The organism is Streptomyces sp. SirexAA-E (assembly GCF_000177195.2).
In the GTDB taxonomy this organism is placed as follows: domain Bacteria; phylum Actinomycetota; class Actinomycetes; order Streptomycetales; family Streptomycetaceae; genus Streptomyces; species Streptomyces flavovirens.
On sequence record NC_015953.1, the window covers coordinates 3,780,031 to 3,798,857 of the forward strand.

14 protein-coding genes, 1 tRNA gene and 2 pseudogenes are annotated in these 18,827 nt (G+C 67.0%); 8 read left to right on the forward strand and 9 right to left on the reverse strand.

Translation table 11 applies throughout. The features are described 5' to 3' along the window. The first annotated feature begins 70 nt into the window (after positions 1 to 70). A complete protein-coding gene (locus SACTE_RS16795) occupies positions 71 to 661 on the forward strand; it encodes an ATP-binding protein (RefSeq protein WP_014047233.1) in 591 nt (196 codons plus the stop codon). Positions 662 to 709: 48 nt separating this feature from the next. Here the strand turns inward: SACTE_RS16795 and SACTE_RS16800 are convergent, their stop codons facing one another. Together SACTE_RS16800 and SACTE_RS16805 are read right to left on the reverse strand one after the other, a co-directional pair. Further along, positions 710 to 2,173, reverse strand: a complete 1,464-nt coding sequence (locus SACTE_RS16800; protein ID WP_014047234.1) for an aminopeptidase P family protein — start codon at positions 2,171 to 2,173, stop codon at positions 710 to 712. Between the two features lie 98 nt (positions 2,174 to 2,271). Next, positions 2,272 to 3,693 (reverse strand): PP2C family protein-serine/threonine phosphatase, encoded by a 1,422-nt coding sequence (locus tag SACTE_RS16805; protein ID WP_078492635.1) that lies wholly within the window; start codon positions 3,691 to 3,693, stop codon positions 2,272 to 2,274. Between the two features lie 598 nt (positions 3,694 to 4,291). On the opposite strand from SACTE_RS16805, the gene SACTE_RS16810 reads away from it, so the two are divergent. Further along, entirely contained in the window at positions 4,292 to 4,975 is a 684-nt protein-coding gene (locus SACTE_RS16810) for a bifunctional DNA primase/polymerase (protein WP_014047236.1), read from the forward strand. Positions 4,976 to 5,433: 458 nt separating this feature from the next. Here SACTE_RS16810 and SACTE_RS16815 read toward each other — a convergent pair whose 3' ends face one another. The 3 genes from SACTE_RS16815 to SACTE_RS16825 form a co-directional block, all read right to left on the reverse strand. Next, positions 5,434 to 6,399, reverse strand: coding sequence for a DUF5926 family protein (locus tag SACTE_RS16815; protein ID WP_014047237.1), 966 nt, complete (start codon positions 6,397 to 6,399; stop codon positions 5,434 to 5,436). A gap of 183 nt (positions 6,400 to 6,582) precedes the next feature. Then, positions 6,583 to 7,182: an ATP-binding protein gene (locus SACTE_RS16820; RefSeq protein ID WP_014047238.1), complete on the reverse strand. Its 600-nt coding sequence runs from the start codon at positions 7,180 to 7,182 to the stop codon at positions 6,583 to 6,585. Positions 7,183 to 7,322: 140 nt separating this feature from the next. Continuing rightward, on the reverse strand, positions 7,323 to 8,150 hold the full coding sequence (locus SACTE_RS16825) for a glycerophosphodiester phosphodiesterase (RefSeq protein ID WP_014047239.1): 828 nt from the start codon (positions 8,148 to 8,150) through the stop codon (positions 7,323 to 7,325). A gap of 197 nt (positions 8,151 to 8,347) precedes the next feature. Here SACTE_RS16825 and SACTE_RS16830 point away from each other — a divergent pair, with 197 nt between their 5' ends. From SACTE_RS16830 to SACTE_RS34285, 4 genes are all read left to right on the forward strand, one after another. Then, the gene (locus SACTE_RS16830) at positions 8,348 to 9,844 is read left to right on the forward strand and encodes a trypsin-like peptidase domain-containing protein (protein ID WP_014047240.1); all 1,497 of its coding nucleotides are present in this window, start codon (positions 8,348 to 8,350) and stop codon (positions 9,842 to 9,844) included. Positions 9,845 to 9,904: 60 nt separating this feature from the next. Beyond that, positions 9,905 to 9,989, forward strand: a tRNA-Ser gene (locus tag SACTE_RS16835). A 243-nt stretch (positions 9,990 to 10,232) separates the two neighbouring features. Next, entirely contained in the window at positions 10,233 to 12,755 is a 2,523-nt protein-coding gene (locus SACTE_RS33285; RefSeq protein WP_014047241.1) for an ATP-binding protein, read from the forward strand. Then, positions 12,756 to 13,178, forward strand: a complete 423-nt coding sequence (locus SACTE_RS34285) for a hypothetical protein (RefSeq protein ID WP_141708006.1) — start codon at positions 12,756 to 12,758, stop codon at positions 13,176 to 13,178. A gap of 2 nt (positions 13,179 to 13,180) precedes the next feature. Here SACTE_RS34285 and SACTE_RS16845 read toward each other — a convergent pair whose 3' ends face one another. Further along, on the reverse strand, positions 13,181 to 13,669 hold the full coding sequence (locus SACTE_RS16845; protein WP_019992472.1) for a hypothetical protein: 489 nt from the start codon (positions 13,667 to 13,669) through the stop codon (positions 13,181 to 13,183). Here SACTE_RS16845 and SACTE_RS16850 point away from each other — a divergent pair. Next, a pseudogene (locus SACTE_RS16850) lies at positions 13,662 to 13,853 on the forward strand (SAM-dependent methyltransferase); the annotation flags it as partial. The gene SACTE_RS16845 and the pseudogene SACTE_RS16850 overlap by 8 nt on opposite strands. Before the next feature lie 36 nt (positions 13,854 to 13,889). Here SACTE_RS16850 and SACTE_RS16855 read toward each other — a convergent pair. Both SACTE_RS16855 and SACTE_RS34395 read right to left on the reverse strand, forming a co-directional pair. Further along, on the reverse strand, positions 13,890 to 14,360 hold the full coding sequence (locus tag SACTE_RS16855; protein WP_019992470.1) for a hypothetical protein: 471 nt from the start codon (positions 14,358 to 14,360) through the stop codon (positions 13,890 to 13,892). Positions 14,361 to 14,426: 66 nt separating this feature from the next. Continuing rightward, positions 14,427 to 14,636 (reverse strand): hypothetical protein, encoded by a 210-nt coding sequence (locus tag SACTE_RS34395; protein ID WP_014047242.1) that lies wholly within the window; start codon positions 14,634 to 14,636, stop codon positions 14,427 to 14,429. Between the two features lie 123 nt (positions 14,637 to 14,759). Between SACTE_RS34395 and SACTE_RS16865 the strand changes: the two genes are divergently transcribed. Next, the gene (locus tag SACTE_RS16865) at positions 14,760 to 17,675 is read left to right on the forward strand and encodes an NACHT domain-containing protein (protein ID WP_014047243.1); all 2,916 of its coding nucleotides are present in this window, start codon (positions 14,760 to 14,762) and stop codon (positions 17,673 to 17,675) included. Between the two features lie 992 nt (positions 17,676 to 18,667). On the opposite strand, the pseudogene SACTE_RS34025 reads toward SACTE_RS16865, so the two are convergent. Continuing rightward, a pseudogene (locus SACTE_RS34025) lies at positions 18,668 to 18,745 on the reverse strand (GntR family transcriptional regulator); the annotation flags it as partial. Between the last annotated feature and the right edge of the window lie 82 nt (positions 18,746 to 18,827).

Below are 18,827 nucleotides of genomic sequence, written 5' to 3' on the forward strand. Positions count from 1 at the left end.
TTCGGGCTTACCGAGTGCCTACCCCGGCAATACGTAACCGTATGTCGAGCCGCAGCCAGGAGGCTGGAGCATGAGCATGTGGTGGTCACTCCATTTGCGGCGCGAAGCTGCGAGCGTTCCGCTCGCCCGTCGTTTTCTCCTCGGCACCATGGAGACAGCGGGGGTCGATCCGGACATCTCCTACGACCTGTCGGTCGCGCTCAGTGAAGCGTGCGCGAACGCCGTGGAACACGGCGGCCGGCCGGGCGCGGGGGAGGCCGGTGACGCCGACCCGGGACAGGCCGTGGACGAGCGGTCCGGACAGACGAACGAGCAGTACCGGGTCACCGCTTATCTGGACGGCGAGAAATGCCGTATCGAAGTCGCCGACTCGGGACCCGGTTTCCCGGCCCGGCGCACGCTTCGCACCGCCGCACATCCGTCCGCCGGACAGCCGTCGGACTCACACCTGCCGGCCGGGCAGCCGTCCCCCGGGGGCGTGGCCTGCGCCGTCCCTCCCGGGGAACCCCCCTCGATCATGGCGGAGAGCGGCCGGGGGCTCTGCCTCATCGAGGAGCTCGCCGACCACGTCACCTTCGGGAACCGCCCGGGCCGGGGCGCCGTGGTGAGCTTCGACAAGGTGCTGAAGTGGCGCGAGGGCGCGCTGCTCATGGTGTCCTGAGCAGCGCGCCCCCGGGGCGGGTGCGGCGCGGCCGTCCGCGCCGGTGGGTCAGCCCTTGAGGCCGGCCATCCACGCCTCGACCTCGTCGGCCCGGCGGGGCAGCTTGTCGGAGAGGTTCCGGTTGCCGTCCTCGGTGACGAGGATGTCGTCCTCGATCCGGACGCCGATGCCGCGGTACTCCTCGGGCACGGTCAGGTCGTCGGCCTGGAAGTACAGCCCGGGCTCGACGGTGAGGCAGACACCCGGCTCCAGGATGCCGTTGACGTAGGCCTCGGTACGGGCGGCGGCGCAGTCGTGGACGTCCATGCCGAGCATGTGGCCCGTGCCGTGCAGCGTCCAGCGGCGCTGCAGACCGAGCTCCAGGACCTTCTCCACGGACAGGTCGCCCAGCAGGCCCCACTCGACCAGCTTCTCGGCGAGGACCCGCTGCGCGGCGTCGTGGAAGTCGCGGAAGGCGGCGCCCGGCTTGACAGCCGCGATGCCCGCCTCCTGCGCCTCGTACACGGCGTCGTAGATCTTGCGCTGGAGCGGGGTGAACGAGCCGTTGATCGGCAGCGTCCGCGTCACGTCGGCGGTGTAGAGCTCGTCGGTCTCCACCCCCGCGTCGAGCAGCAGCAGCTCGCCCGGACGGACCGGGCCGTCGTTGCGGACCCAGTGCAGGGTGGTGGCGTGCGGGCCGGCGGCGCAGATCGAGCCGTAGCCGATGTCGTTGCCCTCGACGCGGGCGCGCAGGAAGAACGTGCCCTCGATGTAGCGCTCGCTGGTTGCCTCGGCCTTGTCGAGGACCTTCACGACGTCCTCGAAGCCGCGCGCCGTGGCGTCGCAGGCCTTCTGCAGCTCGGCGACCTCGAAGTCGTCCTTGACCAGGCGGGCCTCGGACAGGAAGACGCGCAGCTCCTCGTCGCGCTCCGCGGTGACCTTGTCGGTCAGCGCGGCGTCGATGCCCGCGTCGTGGCCGCGGACGTTGCGCACGGGGCCGGTGGCCTCGGCCAGGGCGGCCGGGAGTTCGCGGACGTCCTTCGCCGGGACGCCCAGCAGCTGCTCGGCCTCGGCGAGGGAGTGGCGGCGGCCGACCCAGAGCTCGCCCTGGCCGTCGAGCCAGAACTCGCCGTTCTCACGGTTCGAGCGGGGCAGCAGGTAGACCGTCGCGGTGTGGCCGCCGGCGGTCGGTTCGAGCACCAGGACGCCGTCCTGGGTCCGGTCGCCGGTGAGGTAGGCGTACTCGGTGGAGGCGCGGAACGCGTACTCGGTGTCGTTCGAGCGGGTCTTGAGGTTGCCCGCGGGGACGACGAGGCGCTCGCCCGGGAAGCGGGCGGAGAGAGCGGCGCGGCGGGCGGCGGTGTGGCCGGCCTGCGCGATCGGCTCCAGGCCACGCAGCTCGGTGTCGGCCCAGCCGGACTTCATGCTCTCGGCGAGCTCCTCGGAAATGCCCGGGTACAGGCCGTTCTTCCGCTGCTTGATCGGCTCTGCTTCAGCTGTTTCCGGGTTCTCCGGGGTGAGCTCGTCAGACACGATTTGTCTCTCCTTATACGACACTGGGCCCTCTCCATCGTACGGGCGTACGGAAGGGGGCCCAGGGCCGGAAGACCTCTTACCGGCCGGGGGTGCCGTCAGTCGAAGCGCACGGCCAGGACGGCGACGTCCTCGGCGTCGTCGTCCCGGCCCCGGCCCTCGGGCAGCACGGTCCGCAGGACGTGGTCGGCGACGGCCCCGGGGTCGAGGCGCAGGGCCTTCGGCACGCCGGCCGCCGCCGCGTGGAGCCGGGCGAACGCCCGGTCCGTCGGGCCGCCGGTGCGTCGCAGCAGCCCGTCCGTGTAGAGCAGCACCGTTTCTCCTGGCAGCGGGCTGAACTCCGCGCTCGGCGCCTCCCAGCAGGAGAGCATGCCCAGCGGCGCGGAGAGCGACGTCTCCACGAACTCGGTGCGCAGATCGCCGGTCACCAGGGGCGGGGCGTGGCCGGCACCGGCCAGTACGACCGTGCGGTGTCCGGGTTCGCAGTAGGCGTAGAGGGCGGTGGCGGAGCCCGCCGGTTCGGTCAGCCGCACCAGGAGTTCCAGGTCGGACAGGACGGCGACGGGATCCTCGCCCTCCAGCACCGCGTACGCCCTCAGCCCGGCGCGGAGCCGGCCCATGGCGGCCAGTGCGCTCGGCCCGGAGCCGTGCACCGAGCCGACGGCGAGTCCCAGCGCGTCGTCGGGAAGGGGCAGGGCGTCGTACCAGTCGCCGCCGCCGCCGGGCGCGGACCGGTGGCGTACGGCCAGCCGCACTCCGGGGGTGTGCGGGAGCCGGCTGGGCAGGAGTTCCTCGCGGATGGCGGCGGTGTCCGCCCTGGCGCGTTCCAGCTCCAGCAGGCGGGCCAGGTGCTGGGCGGCGTAGCGGCCGTACAGGCCGACCAGGTGGCGCTGGCGTTCCAGGGGTTCGGCGGGTTCGTCGTAGAGCCAGACGGCCACGCCGAGCCGGCCGGCGGGGGTGGTCAGGGGCTGGGCGTAGCTGGCGGCGTATCCGATCCGCAGCGCGACCTCGCGGGAGTGGGCGTCGAGACTCGGGTCGCCGAGGATGTCGGGGCTGGCCTGGGGGCCGCCGGTATCAGGAAGGCCGTCGAGGAACCGGCCGTAGGCGGTGGCGCCGCGCGGCACGGTCTCGATGTGTCCGAGCTCCGCGTGAGTGAGCCCCAGACCGACGGTGCGGGAGGGGCCGCCGCCGTCGCCCGGTTCGAGGACCAGGAGCCCGCGGCGGGCGCCGACCAGGGCGGCTCCGGCGCTCAGGAGCTCGTGGAGTGCGCCGTCGAGGGCGCAGGTCCCGGCCAGCGACTCGGTGAGCTCGTGCAGCGTGGTGAGGTCGGAGACCCAGCCGGCCAGCCGGTCCTGGAGGAAGGCGCCCGGCACGGCCGGAACATCCGGCGGGGGCGCGGCAGTCTGCGTTGAAACAGGAATCAGCGGATCGATTCCAGCCACTTTCGGGAGGTGTGGGGCGCTCATGGCATTCGGCTTTCCGACCGGTGCGTTTTGTCGAATAGCATCGCAAACCCCCATGTCGTGCTGCGTCGCTATCGGTGCAACCACAGGTACACGCCCCCACATCTACACGCAGAAGTGCAGTGATGTCCAGCATTGTCCGTGCCGTATTTACGGTGTCCGGTAAGCCGATAACTTGGCTGGAAAATGCACCCCCGTGCGGCTTTTTGCGGTCGACTGGGCGTGCTCGGTAGGGAGCGCCCTCGGGACGAAGAGATCCGGGGGAGCGTCATCCCGGGCAAGCGGGGTACGTAATCGTGTACGGCCAGGGGCAGTTGTCGCTGCCCCGGAACCCGACAACGAGCCCGGGCGTCCTCACCCGTGACGGCCGCAACCCCGCTCCGCAGTGGCGGGGTCTGCACAAGGGGCGGCAAGCCCGAAGTACACGCCGCCTGCGCGATGTTTTGACTGGACTCGGCTCCGCACCATTCTGTTCGGTTCCACTCTGATCTGTTTGGTTCCACTCCCGATCGACTCGGCGCACTCTCGGCACCGACTACGTGTCCGTACCGCACTCCCGACGGACATGCACGCACAGTGAAGAGACGCACGCGCGGTACGACGAGCGCGTGGTGTGAAGTGGACCTCGGCGTTCAACGGAAAGGAACGAGCGCTCATGCGCGAGATCCTCGGAAGGCGACGCAGGCGCCGGCTCCGGCGCACGGCACGTTCCGCCCGGCTCGACGCGGCGCTGACCTGCGCCACCGTCTGGAGATGGCCTCTCCTGCCTGGGGTGGGGCTGGCCACGACAGGCACGCGCGGCGAGCGCGGGCGTGGCTGTGCCTGCCCGGACCCCGAGTGCGTGGTGCCCGGCGCGCACCCCTTCGACCCCGGCCTCCTCGCGGCGACCACCGACGCGCGCATGGTGCGGTGGTGGTGGACCAACCGACCCACGGCACCGCTCGTCCTGGCCACCGGTGGGCAGGCGCCGTGCGCGCTGAGCCTCCCGGCCGTGGCGGGCGCCCGTGCGGTGGCCGCGCTCGACGCCATGGGGCTGCGGCTCGGCCCCGTCGTGGCGACGCCCACCCGGTGGTCGCTGCTGGTCGCCCCGTACACGCTGGAACGGCTCGGTGAGCTGCTGCACTCCAAGGACTGGGTGCCCAGCTCGCTGCGCTTCCACGGAGAGGGCGGCTACCTCGTCCTGCCTCCCTCGGAGGTGGGGACGGGACAGGTGCGCTGGGAGCGGCACCCTTCGGCCGGCCCGGTCGCGCCGTGGCTGCCGGACGTGGAGGCGGTGCTGGACGCGCTGGTCGAGGCGAGCACCGGCGCTCCGGGCGACGGGAGCAGACTCGCGTACTGACGCGGGCGCACGGGACGGCTCGATCGCGGGCGGTTTCCACCTCTGGGTGGATGCCGCCCGCGTCCCGTTTCATCTCTGTCCGAAAGCGGACGGAGTGAACGAGGTGGTGCCGTACGGGAAATGAGGGCGCACGCGTCACAAGGGCGGCGGCGGAGGGGCGGGACGGAAGTACCGACCGCGGCCGGACCGGCGAGGGGCGCGGTGGCCGCGCCGCCGGTCGGGCCCGTCCCCGAGGGGGCGTCGGGCCGATCGCACCGGCGAACCCGCCGGGCGGTCCGTATCCGGGAACGCGGACGCCCGGTCGCTGGCGACGGGGGATGCACCAGCGACCGGGCTTCCAGAACCGTAACAAGAGATCTGCCGCTTGCAAATTCGATCTCGCCTATTCGGACAGTGATTTACCGGCGAGTACGAGGGTGTGACAGGTGTCACCGAAGCGGCTTCGACCTCCGGCGATGTCAGCTGAGCGTCACCTGACGGTTGGTGAGACCGCCCCGGGCGCGGCGCTCGTCGCCGGTGAGGGGCGCGTCCGACGCGAGGGCGTCGGTGAGCCGCTCCGCGAACTGCGCCGCGGGCTTCTCGCAGTCCTGGGCGCCCATGGAGCTCGGCAGGTCCCAGACCGGGACCATCAGCCCGTGGGCCCGGAAGGAACCGACCAGCCTGGTGCCCTCACCGAGGGAGGAGGCACCGGCGGCGTGCAGCCGGGCCAGGGCGTCCAGAAGCTGCTCCTCGGGGTGCGGCATGACCCAGCGCAGGTGGTTCTTCTCCGGGGTCTCGCACCAGTACGCGGCGTCCACGCCGGTCAGCCGGGTGGTCGGGATGGCCGCGGCGTTGGCCCGCTCCAGGGAGGCGGACACCTCCGGCGCGGCGTTCTCCGAGTCGGGCACCCAGAATTCGAAACCGGGGTGCACGACCGGCTCGAACGCGGCGTCCGGGGCGAGGAGGTCCTGGAGCCGGGGGCCGTCGGCGGGTACACGCCGGGCGGTGACAGGAGAACCGGGCTCCGCCTCCAACGCCCGCTGCAGGGTGTCCGCGAGGTCACGGCTGAGGTCACCGGAGGAGGTGTCGTTCTGCAGGGCGAGCAGGACGGAGCCGTCGTCACGGCGGAGTGCCGGCCACGCCATCGGCAGGACGGTCGCGAGCGTCACGGACGGCACCCCCTCGGGCAGCCCGCCCTTCAGGGTCAGCGCGACCGTGGCGGCGGGGACCAGCTCACGCAGCGCGACCCAGTCGCACTCGCCGGGCAGACCCTCGAACGGGCGCTGGACCAGCTCGGTCACGGCCTGGGCCGCGGCCCGGCCGTGACAGGCCTTGTAGCGGCGGCCCGATCCGCACGGGCAGGGCTCGCGGGCTCCGACGACCGGGATCTCACCGTCCTTGAGCTGCGGCTTCCCGGCCTTGGACTGAGGGCGCTTCTTGGCCATGGTGGGCGTTCTCCCGATTGCGACAGTGCGGTCTCGGGCGCGAGCCTAGCCGTCCCCGCCACCGCCCGGGCGCACACGCCGTCACCCCCCGCCGGGATCACCGACGGCCGTGCTCGCGGGGGCCCGTCGTCCGGGTGGCGTGCCGGACGGCCGCCCGGTCACCGTGCCTCGTCAGGCCCGGTCTCAGCCCGCGTCGTCGAAGGCGTCGAGTGCGTCGGCGAAGCCCATCCCGTCCAGGGGGCCCAGGGTCCCCAAGGGGCCGAGCCCGTGGCCGCTGAGCGCGGTCAGCCGTGGAGCGCGGTGGGCCGTCGACCGGCCGCGCGGGGTGAACGGCTGAGGGATGGCGCCCCCGGAGACCAGGGCCCAGACCGTGACCTCGCCCCGGGCACCGTCCCGCACTCCCCATTCCTCGGCGAGGGCATTGATGATGTTCAGTCCGCGCCCGCCGCGCGCCGTCACCGACGGTGTGGCCGGGACCGGCCGGGTCGGGCCGCCGCCGTCCGTGACCTCGACGGTCAGTCCGCCCGCCGGTTCCACCCGCCACGCCACCCTGACGTCGCCGTCACCCAGGTCCGCCGTGCGGTCCAGTGGCCTGCCGTGCCGACAGGCGTTGCTGAGCAGTTCGGAAAGGATCAGTACGGCGTCGTCGACCACCGTGTCGGGCACCCCGTTGCCCCGCAGCTCCTCGCGCATACGACGACGCGCCTGCCCCACGCCCGCAGGGCCATGGGGAACGGCCATGCTTGACGACGTCGGCACTTCTTGTGCCACCACAAACGCCACCCCCGAGACCTCCTTCGCCCCACGCCACGGATTGGATGCCCCCCTGGGCTGAGCCGGAAACCGGCCAAAGCCCTGTCAGTGATGCACTCGTAACGATCGGATGCGGAGTGAATGCGCCGGTGCACTCCGTTTAAATGATCTTAAAAGCGTCCTAGTTGTGACAGAACCTGTTTCGGGCGGTTCGTGATGATTGCTTCCACGCCGAGGCGTACGCACAGCTCGACGTCCTCCGGTTCGTTCACCGTCCAGACGTGCACCCGGTGGCCCGCGCGGTGCAGGCGCTCGATGTGCCCCGGGTGGTTGCGTACGATCCGCATGCCCGGGCCTGCGATCTTCGCCCCGGCGGGCAGCCTTCCGTCGCGCAGCCGGGGGGAGACGAACTGCATCAGACAGACCGTGGGGATCGTGGGGGCCGCCGCCCGGACGCGGTACAGGGACCGCGCGGAGAAGCTCATCACGCGTACCGGGGAGGGCCCGTCGGCCGGAGGATCGGCCAGGCCGAAGCCCTTGAGGGTCTGGAGCAGCCGTTCCTCGACCTGCCCGGCCCAGCGGGTGGGGTGCTTGGTCTCGATGGCCAGCTCGAGCGGCCGCCCCGCCGCCCGCACCTCGCAGACCAGCTCGAGGAGGCGTTCCAGGGTCAGTACGGACGTGAGCTCACCCGGGACCGGATCCCAGTCCGGGGACTCCTCGCGGTCCTTCCAGGAGCCGAAGTCGAGGGCCGCCAGATCGGCCAGCTCCAGTGCGGAGACGGCGCCCCGGCCGTTGGACGTGCGGTTCACCCTGCGGTCGTGCACACAGACGAGCTGTCCGTCCGCGGTCAGCCGTACGTCGCACTCCAGGGCGTCGGCACCATCCTCGATCGCCTTCCGGTAGGCGGCCAGGGTGTGCTCGGGAGCGTCGTCGGAGGCCCCGCGGTGGGCGATGACCTGGATAGGGGAAGGAGTCGAGGGTAGGCGTGCGTGGGTCACGGCGCCATGGTGTCACCGGGACACGGCGGACGCGGCCACCTTGTCGGGGCGGACCGTTTTGCCGGATGTAAAGATTGGCGTGCGGATGCACAGGTCCTGCTTACAGTGGCCTGACGTGCTGTGGGAAAAGCTGACCGCAGACACGTGCACAGCGGATCTCTTGCCGAATGCCGAGTGGAACCAAGGAGTAAAGAGCTGTGAGCACCGATAACGAGGGCAACGAGAACGACGCGGTTCCGCCGGCACCGTCTGTTCCGTCCGTACCTCCTGTGCCGGCTGCCGCTCCTGAGGGCGCCCCGCCCGTAGGTGACATGCCCGCGTCCGGGACTGCCCGTCCGGCGGACGCGCCGACGGCCCAGGGCCCCGCGGCGCACCAGGGGGACGGCACTGTGCCGTCCGCCTCCCCGTACGCGCAGCCGCAGCAGCCCGCCCAGCCGCCGGCACCGGCTCAGCCCCCCGCCGGGTCGGCCGGCTGGCCGCCTCCGCCGCCCGCCGTCCCGTCGTACGCCGACGGCGGCAGCCCCCAGCCCTGGGGCGCGCCGGCTCACCACGCCGAGCACGGCGCACCCCGTAAGCGCCGCGCGGGCGGCCTGGTGGCGGCCGTGGCCGTGGCGGCCCTCGTCGCGGGCGGAATCGGCGGCGCCCTCGGCTACTGGGCGGCCGACAGCAACGCCTCGGGGTCCTCCGGTTCGACGACGGTGGCGGCCTCCAACAGCCCCAAGGACTTCAAGCGCGCCGACGGCACGGTCGCGGGCGTCGCAGCGAAGGCGCTGCCCAGCGTGGTCACCATCGACGCCCAGTCGGGCGAGGGCGAGGGCGGCACGGGGACGGGCTTCGTCTACGACAAGGAAGGCCACATCCTCACGAACAACCACGTGGTGGCCTCCGCCGCGGACAGCGGCCAGCTGACGGCCACCTTCTCCGACGGCAAGAAGTACGGAGCCGAGGTCGTCGGCCGGGCCGAGGGCTACGACGTGGCAGTGCTGAAGCTGAAGAACGCGCCGGACGGACTGACCCCGCTGGCGCTCGGTGACTCGGACAAGGTCGCGGTCGGCGACTCGACCATCGCGATCGGCGCGCCGTTCGGCCTCTCCAACACGGTCACCACCGGCATCATCAGCGCGAAGAACCGCCCGGTGGCCTCCGGCGACGGTTCGAGCAGCGCCAACTCGTACATGAGCGCCCTGCAGACGGACGCCTCGATCAACCCGGGCAACTCCGGCGGACCGCTGCTGGACGCGGGCGGCGCGGTCATCGGCATCAACTCGGCCATCCAGTCGACCAGCGGCGGCGGCGTGGGCCAGTCCCAGGCGGGGTCCATCGGCCTGGGCTTCGCCATCCCCGTCAACCAGGCGAAGAACGTCGCGGAGCAGCTGATCAAGACCGGTCAGCCGGTGTACCCGGTGATCGGTGCGACGGTCACGATGGAGGAGAAGTCCGGCGGCGCGGTCATCTCGGACGACGGCGCGGGCGGCACCCCGGCGGTCACCCCGAACGGGCCCGCCGCCAAGGCGGGGTTGAAGGCCGGTGACGTGATCACGAAGTTCAACGACACCGTGGTCGAGAGCGGACCGACCCTGATCGGCGAGATCTGGACCCACAAGCCCGGAGACAAGGTCACGCTCACCTACCAGCGCGGCGGCAAGACGTCGACGGTGGACGTCGTCCTGGGTGAGCGCAAGGGCGACAGCTGACCGGCTAGGCTGTCCTTCGCGTCGCGGCGGACCGGATTCCCGGGCCCGACGGCGACGCGGGGTGGGTTGCCCGAGCGGCCTAAGGGAACGGTCTTGAAAACCGTCGTGGCGCGAGTCACCGTGGGTTCAAATCCCACACCCACCGCAGCAGGTCGGCGATCGTGCTGATCAGAAGGGGTGTCCCGACCAGGGGCACCCCTTCGTTGTAGGAGCTGTCTCACCCTGCACCGCCTGTGTGCCGCTTTGGATCACCGAGTGTGGACCAGGCGTGGACCACCACTTGCGCATCAGGCAGAGGGGAAGGGAATCGGGCAAAAACCCATGCACCAGCTCTAGTTACCTGGGTAGCATCGCAAATCGCAAGGAGCGTTCTGCACAGGGAGCATCGGTGGACCCTCATCGTCACACGGCTACCAGTTCGGCCCCCGATGGCGGTCACGCCCGATCCTCGGCCGGCTCTAGCGAGCTGAGCCTCCTCACGTATGCGGATCTTGCCGAGGAAAGCAAGTTCGCACAGGTTCGTGCGAACAGCCCCCAGAAAAGGCAGGCTTGGGGGAACCTTCTCGCTCTGATCGAAGAGATCGGAGGAACGGGGAGAATCGATGCATGGGATCCTACGCGTGGCCTTTCATGGGACCTCGTTTCACTGAGGATCGAGGGGTTTCAGGGCGCCACTGTTCCTTTTTCCTTCCAGTTCGACCCGACGCCTGGCGTGACCATTCTTCACGGGCCTAATGGGTCTGGGAAGTCGAGCATCTCTGATGGGATTCGGACGGCGCTTTCGGGTCGATCGGACTGGTGGGCAGCTGTTGCTCCGGCGACTGCAAGGAGCGGGAAGAGTCCACTATGGGAGAAAGTGAACTGTGCCCGCGATGCAGAAGAATCTACGGTTGAAGTCGTTCTAACGCGAGGTGAAGAGTCACTTCGACTTACAGCCCGAATCGGCAAGGATGGGCAGGTTAATAAATTCGATTCCATCCGTCAGCTTTCCAGTGGGGGAGTTTCGAGTTTTGAAATCTCGGAGACCCCCTGGAGCTATGCCGTGGAATCTCATCCGCCGGTGTTTTCGTATGCTGATGTAGAGCGGCGTGTGCAGCAGCACGAAGATCTTCAGAGGTATATTGAGAATCTGCTCGCGCTCGGTGGCTGCTTTGATCACCTGGAACGTCGCGTTGAGGAGATCAGTTCTTCCGCAACTGCTAGTCGTAAGCGTCTCGCAGCCGCACTCAAGGGTGCCAAGGAGAGAGTGGCAAGGGTAGACGCCCACTTCTTGGAACTCGAACCGCAGCACCATCTTCCAGACATGTCCTGGAGTGAGGATGTGGGCGACATGCGGGCCTGGCTGACTGAGAACGGCCTCACTGAAGTCGGAGCAGCGCTACCTGAGGTTACAGCGGCTGGAATCGAAAGACTGGATGCTTCGCTGCGCGATGTCGACCGCGCTCTGGAGTTGGTGCTAGGGGACGTTCCTACAGTTCACCATCGTCTGGCGGTTCACCTGACTTCTCTCCATTCGGAAGTCGAGCAGGTTGCTAACTGCGGATACATCTGCCCGGTCTGCGACAGCGAGGTTTCCGATTGGGTGGAGCGTCTTGCCGATAACCTGGCAAGTGTGACAGAGACGGCCCCCAGGAGAAATGCGGCAAACGCCTCACTGAAGGCACTTCGTGGAGCCGTTGAGATCATCCCGATGGTTCTCGACATAGTCTCAGGCGTAGCAGATTTCGATGAACCATTGCTCGACGGTTTCCGATCTGAGTACGCGGCTCTTCTGGCGACATTTGAGGCGTACGGCGAGCAGCCTGTTGCCCCTGTAGTAACGGGATTCCTCGGAATTCGAGCGAAACTCTCAGGAGAGTCCTGGAAGGGTCTTTATAGTAAGGCGATCGAGCTGAGTGATATTTCCGCTCAGTGGCGACGGGGGCGTAGAGCCACACTAGAGCCATACATTGCGGCCTGGGAGCAGGAGAATGAGGAAGCTGAGTCTGCTCCCCTCTGGGAGGCGACACGCAAGTGTATCGGTGAACTTGAGGACCGTCTCCGCGCTGGCCGCACTGTGCGTTTCGAAGGAAAGGCCGGTGTACAGGTAGAGCGTCTACTAAAAGATGCTGGAATCGTCCTGGAATCGGTAAGCCTCAAGCGGACGCGAGCTGAAATCTCCGTACAGGGAGCTGACGGGAACAAGCTGGAGCTTGCCATGCTGAGCGCGGGGCAGAGAAATGCCTTCTTGCTCGCTCCGCTGTTTGCGACGGCTGGTTCTGGACCCTTCAATTTTCTGATCCTCGACGATCCCGTCCATTCGTTCGATGAAATCAGGGTTGACAGGCTCGCCGCTGTGATCTCGGACCTGGCCAAGGGGAGGCGCGTCATCGTTCTAACTCACGATGAGCGTTTGAAGGAGCATCTTCTGGCACGGAGTCATGTGTGCGAGGCGTGGGTCGTGAGTCGTGATGGGATCCGGGGAGAGATCTCTGTTGAGAAGACCGACGAGCTTTGGCGCGTCCTTATTAGGGATGCGGAGTCGGTATGGCAGTTCTCACCCAAGGTGTCGTCTACGGGATACCTCAATGAGGTTCAGATTATTCGAGGGTTGTTGCGGCAGGCGCTGGATGAGGCGTTGAGGCAGTGCGTCGTTCGATACTCGCTTTTCTCTGGGGAGAACGTGGCTACGTCGTTGGGGCTTCTGGATGGAGCGATGACAACCACCAAGCGACTCGATGCAGCTAAGCAGATCATCTCTTTGGATCCGACTCATTCTCACCCTGTCGACAAGGCTCGGCAGGCGTGTGGGCATCACGTTGCCAAGTGGAACAGCGCTGCACATGGCGGAGAAGAAGCGAAGGCCGATTTGAAGTTGGAGATCAAGGCAGGGCTTGATGCATGCTCGACGCTTGGTGAGTGGGATTTCTGAATGGATGTGACCGACCTCTCGTTGCGCAGAATCAAGGTTCTGGAGTTGAGGCTTCGGATCGAGAGGGTCTCGTCTGACGCCTACAGGCTTGTCTGTAAGCCGGATCGGCCTCCGACAATTTCAAACGGTGCGGATGCTCAACTAGCTTTTGTGCTCGGCCTTGTCGAGCAGGGTAGATATGGAGAGGTTCTTGGCGTAATTAGACTGTCTCGCCATATCTACAAGAAGTCATCGGATATTTTGCATGGCCGCTCAGGTCTTCTGAATGCTTCCTCTGTTGTTCTCGATGAGTGGGAATTCGTCGTATCCCGCCTGGAGGGTTTTCTCGATCAATTCGTTGAGAGGCCCGAGGTTGGTGGGGAATCTGCCATCGCTATTCCTGCTCCGGCTGGAGAGGTGAGCGGGCAGGTCGCGTCGAAGTGACGCTAGAGCAAACGACTCTCAATCAGAGCGTTGTCTCTGTCTTCAGACCCATGTATTGCCTTGGCGTAGAAGCGGAAGAGGACTGCGATGCTGTGGCCGGCGCGGCGGGCGACCTCGGCCGGGGAGACACCGGACTCCAGCCAGAGGGAGACGCAGGCAGCGCGAAGTCCGTACGGGACTTCAGCGAGGGGCGTCTTTGCTTCCTGTTCGGTGAGGACGGACAGGCGAGCGGCCTTCCAGACGTCGCCGTACTCCTTGCTGAGCAGGCCGCCGTTCCGGACAGCGCGGAAGAGCCGTCCGTCGTCGGTCGTGCCGAACTCGTCGATGTGGTCCCGGATCAGGCGGACGAGGACCGGGGGAATGGGCACCTCGCGGGTGGCCCGCCGGGCGCGCTTCTTGAGGCCGCGGGAGTCGTAGGACTCACCCGAGTCTGTCCAGCCGGAGCCGACGCGTGCCGAGCTGGACGACAGGACGACTTGCCCCAACACCATGCACCGGCACTGGGCACTCCCCTCCGGGGACGAGGCCCAGGACGAGATCCGCAGACGGGTCCTCTTCCCGCGCGAGCTCGAACAGTACGCGGGATACGTCGGCTTCGAGATCCTGGACATGAGTGATGGCTCTGATGCTGGACTCACCGGGCCGACGGCGTACACAGTCGCCACGTACACATGATGGTCAGCGCAGAGTAAGAAGTGCTTCGTGAAGCTCCTACGTACAGTTCTCGTCGAACCACTCCTGCATCTCGGTGCTGATGACTTCATCGGCGGTGACAGGAACGATGCGCGAACGCCGGGACTTGGCCAGCGCACCGTTGGGGTTGTCACTGCGGCGGCGTACGTGGGGCTGCGGCCCCGCAGTGCCGCAGCCCAGCACCCGGGAAGAGACCTGCAGATGTAGATCCTCCCGGCACAGCCCCAAAGCCTTCCCGATCCTCGGACCTGCACACGCCAGCAGCGCGATCAGGAACCGGTCCCTCGCCCGCCGCGCCATAGCGATCATCGCCACGATCTGCCTGGAGCTGAGGGCCTGGTGGCCCGGATCGGTCAGCGGGAACCGGAATGCGGCCGCCTCCACAGTCCGCAACGGGATCGCCTCGCCCGGGGCATAGCCCCGCGGCAGATGGGACAGCTGTCTCTGCCCCGCCGTCCTGGCCGTGACCGGGGTATCCCCGGCTTCCACGATCCCGACAGCTCCGCTGTACTGGGCGCCACGCGCGCCTTCGAAGTGCGACAACGCACCCGCCGTTCACAGTGTGGCCAGGACGAAGGTCAGTAGTGCCAGGGAGAGGGTGGCACTGCCCGCGAAGGCCACGGCTCCGCGCAGCAGGGCGCTGGGGTAGGTGGCTCCATCGATGCGGGCAAGCAGACCGGCCGCCGCTGCTACGAGCATGCAGAAGAGCGTGACGACCGCGAGGAGCAGGGCCAGGAGCATCAAGTGGATGGATGGAGTGTTCATGCCTTCTTCCCCAAGTGATCGATGACAACGACTCCAAGGAATTTCGCGGTTCCGGTGTTCACCGGGGTTCAGGGCGAACAAAGATGAACGAAGACGGTCGCCTGGGGGACGGAGAAGCAGGACATGGGGGACGTGCACGAGGATCCGCTGGCGGAGCTCGCGCTGCGGCTGCGCACCCTCCGGGCGCAGCGAGGTCTGCAGATGGGCGGGTTGCAGCAGCGGACCAGACTGGGGCGGACAACGCTCAGTCAGGCGATGAACGGTCAAGCGGTGCCCTCCGAGGCCACGCTGGTGGCCTTGGCGCAGGCACTGGGTGCGGATGTAAACCCGCTACTGGCCCTGCGCGAAGCCGCCGCACCCGTACTGCGAGCACGCAAGAGCTCTCCGATAGGAGCCGCCCGCCGCAGGCCAGTACGACCGAAAACGAAGCCTTCCTTCGAGGAGCGGTACCTCAGCTACGTGGCGGAACGGCACTCCCAGCTGACCGTGGTAGGGCTGGACCTGAGCCGGCCGGAACGTGCGTGCTGGCCGATGGACGCGGCGTACTTGAGCTTGGAACTGGCGGAGAGGCTGGAGGACTGGCCCGCAGGCAGTGAAGAAGCGGACCGGCCATCCGTCGTGGTGAAGCGTGCCGAGCACGCGTTGGCCGACTGTCGGCGTGTTCTTCTGCGAGGGCTCGCTGGCAGCGGAAAGACAACGCTGCTGCAGTGGCTGGCTATCGCTACGGCGCGCGATGGACTGCCGGAGGAACTGGCGGACTGGCGGGGGCAGATTCCGTTCGTCCTGCCGCTGCGGACGCTGGCGCGGCGGGGGCCGCTTCCGGAGCCACACGATTTCTTGTCTGCAGTCGGTACCCCCTTGGCCGTCTCGCAACCTGAGGGCTGGGCCGATGCTGTACTCGCTAGAGGGGAGGCACTCGTCCTGGTCGACGGCATTGATGAAGTTCCTCAAGAGCACCGGGGCGCCACGCGGGACTGGCTCGAGCGGCTCTTGGCGGCTTATAGGGACGCCCGCTTCGTGGTCACTACGCGCCCGTCAGCTGTTCCCGAAGGCTGGCTGGGCTCATCGCGCTTCACCGAACTGTCTGTAAGGCCCATGAGCGCCGCCGACATCGGAGTTTTCGTTCACCGGTGGCACACTGCAGCCCGACACAATGCGGCAACCGACGCCGAACACTCACAACTGCATGATCTCGAAACAACGCTCCAGGTCACAGTGCGTGCTCAGCGTGACCTGGCGCAGCTCTCCAGCACCCCTCTGATGTGTGCGTTGATCTGCGCGCTGCACCGGGACCGCCGCGGTCATCTGCCGCACGGCCGAATGGAGTTGTACGAGGCAGCGCTATCGATGCTGCTCGTGCGCCGCGACCTTGAGCGCAGCATCGACGTCCCGGAGGGTATTCAGCTCACCGAACACCAGAGCGTGCAGCTACTGCAGCGTCTGGCCTACTGGCTCATCCGCAACCGCCAGACCGAGATGGAACGAGCTACTGCGAAGGCTCTGGTCGACGATGCACTGCCGGCTATGCAGGCCGTGGCCGAGCAGGGCACTGCCGACCAGGTCCTGACGCACCTGGTCGGCCGCAGCGGACTCCTCCGCCAGCCAACCGCGGACACCATCGACTTCGTTCACCGCACTTTCCAGGATTATCTCGGAGCCAAAGCCGCCATCGAAGCCCACGACTTCCCCCTGCTCGTCAACAATGCCCACGACGACCAGTGGGAGGACGTCATACGCATGGCCGTCGCCCACGCCCGCCCAGCCGAGAGCGCCGACCTCCTCCGCCGCCTCGTCGAACGCGGGGATAGTGAGGGCGAACACAGAGGCAGACTCCACCTCCTAGCAGCCGTCAGCCTGCAGTACGCCACCGAAATCGAACCCGAAGTCCGCAGACTGGTCGAACAACGTGCGCGTGTCTTGATGCCTCCCCGCTCCTCGGAAGAGGCGACCACACTTGCCGCGCTCGGGCCAGGCATCCTGGATCTGCTGCCGGGGCCCCATGGACTGGAACACGACGAAGTAGGCCCCGTCATCCAGACTGCTGCCACCATCGGCGGCGATCAGGCTTACGCCTTCCTTAATCGCTTCGCCCAGTCCATGAATTCTGAGTCAGCACCCTACGAACTCGTCGACGGCTGGAAGAACTTCGATTCTGTATCCTACGCACTGGACATCCTGCTCCCCTTCAGGGGCTTCCCAAGTCTGGTGGTAAACACTGAAGATCAGCGCAATGCCCTGCGGTTGCTGGAACCTATCGCTGACGTCACCTTTCGAGAGTCCTTCACCGCTGAAGAAATAATCGAGCACCTCTCGCCAGGGCGCACCCGTAGAGTAAATATCTATTCCGGTCAAGCATTGACGGAATTGAAATTTGTCCACCAACTTCCCGCTTTGAAAGAACTCGCCCTATCCGAGTGCAACCAGCTCGCACACATTGACGACCTTGCGGGAGTTTCGCTGTCACACTTGAGCCTCCTGCAGTTTCCAATAGACGTCTCGTTCAACGCTCTGGATTCACTGCCGGAACTCACGGACCTTGCCCTCTATACCCGCCTCCCGTGCGGCAGCCTGGGTGATATTCCCGCGCCGCTGGCATTGACGGCATTGCGGCTGGGCGGCTGGATCGGAACGCCCCTACGGGGTATTTCCAAGTGGCAGCTTCTGGAAACCTTGGTGATCAACACAGGGCCGACCCCTGCAGAGTGGCGAGAAATCTCTTCGCTACCCCACCTGACGGAATTCTATATCTCTGATTATGATCTCGGGCAGGCCGCACCCCTGCCCAACGTGACACACCTACAGTTGACGCCCAACGACTCAGATACACAACTGCACTTGGTCCCTGACGTATTCCCTAACCTGAAGAGCATTTTCATCAACTGTCGCGCAGCGCTACCGGACATCACCGACATCACCCCCCTTAAGCAGATCGAAGGCCTGAAAGTATCTTTGAATTATGCAGATAGCATCGTCGGCCTGGAAGGATTTGCCCCAGATGCTGTTCGCCTGTATCCACGTCCCCGGCTAGGGAGCAATTGAGCGCCGTTCGACTCAGGACGTCGTTGACGTTGGCCGCGGTGGTGACCTTGAGCGGGGTGCCGCGTCCGTCGCAGATCAGGTGATGCTTGCTGCCCGTCTTCCCCCAGTCGACCGGCGACGGACCTGTGTAGGGCCCCCTCTTTCGCGCGGATGTGGGAGCCTCCACGCACGCCCGTGACCAGTCAAGTTCGTCGGGTTGAGCTCCGTGAGCAGGACTTGGTGTAGGTGGGCCTTCTGCCACCGGTCCAGGCGACGCCAGCACGCTTGGAGCAGACCCCATTTTCAGGGGCAGGAGTTGCCACGCTATGCCGTTGTGGAGAACGAACAGGATGATTTAGAGACAGAACCGGTCCGATACCGCCCGCGGTCCCGGCGACCGCTCCGGGCACGGCGGCAGCAACGGCTCGATCAACGCCCACAACTCATCGTCCACGATCCACGGCCGAGTACCCACACCCTCACGAACGGCCGGATCATCACATCGGTCACGCCCCACCAGGACCAGTCAGCATGATCGTGTTACGAGATCTTAGGGACGGCAACGACGGCACATGGCGGCCCGTGATCGCGATCATGAACGAACAGTTAGGGAGGCCCTCGGAACCCCGCAAGGCTGTGCCCGATCCTACGGATCAAGACTTCAGGTGTCGGGCCCGAGTAGCAAGCAGGGGGAGCCAACCTAATGGACCAGGTGTGGACCACCAGCGGTGGCGCGGGGCCCTGATCGTACAGAACGACCAGGTCAGCCTCGTACATCAGGCTTCCCGCAGCACTCTCTTGAAAACCGTCGTGGCGCGAGTCACCGTGGGTTTAAATCCCACACCCACCGCAGACGAGAGGCCCCTGACCAGTACGTATGGTCGGGGGCCTCTGCCATGCCCGCTCCCCGCCGGGCACCGCTGTTTCCCCTGGTTTCCCGCTCTATCGGGCACGGAAGGGGCACGCGGGGGGCACAGCTGGGGCACGGCTTCGGAGCTGCCGGGGGCAGCTCGTCAGCGGCTGATCGGGATCTCGTAGACGATCTCGCAGTGCGCTGCGGGCACCACGATGTCCGCTGTCTCCACGCGCTGTGTCCGCTTCGGAAGTGACCGCGGCGGCTATCGCCGCCCGCTTGTCTGCCGCCGGCCTCCGCCCGCGCGTGGAGGAGCACAC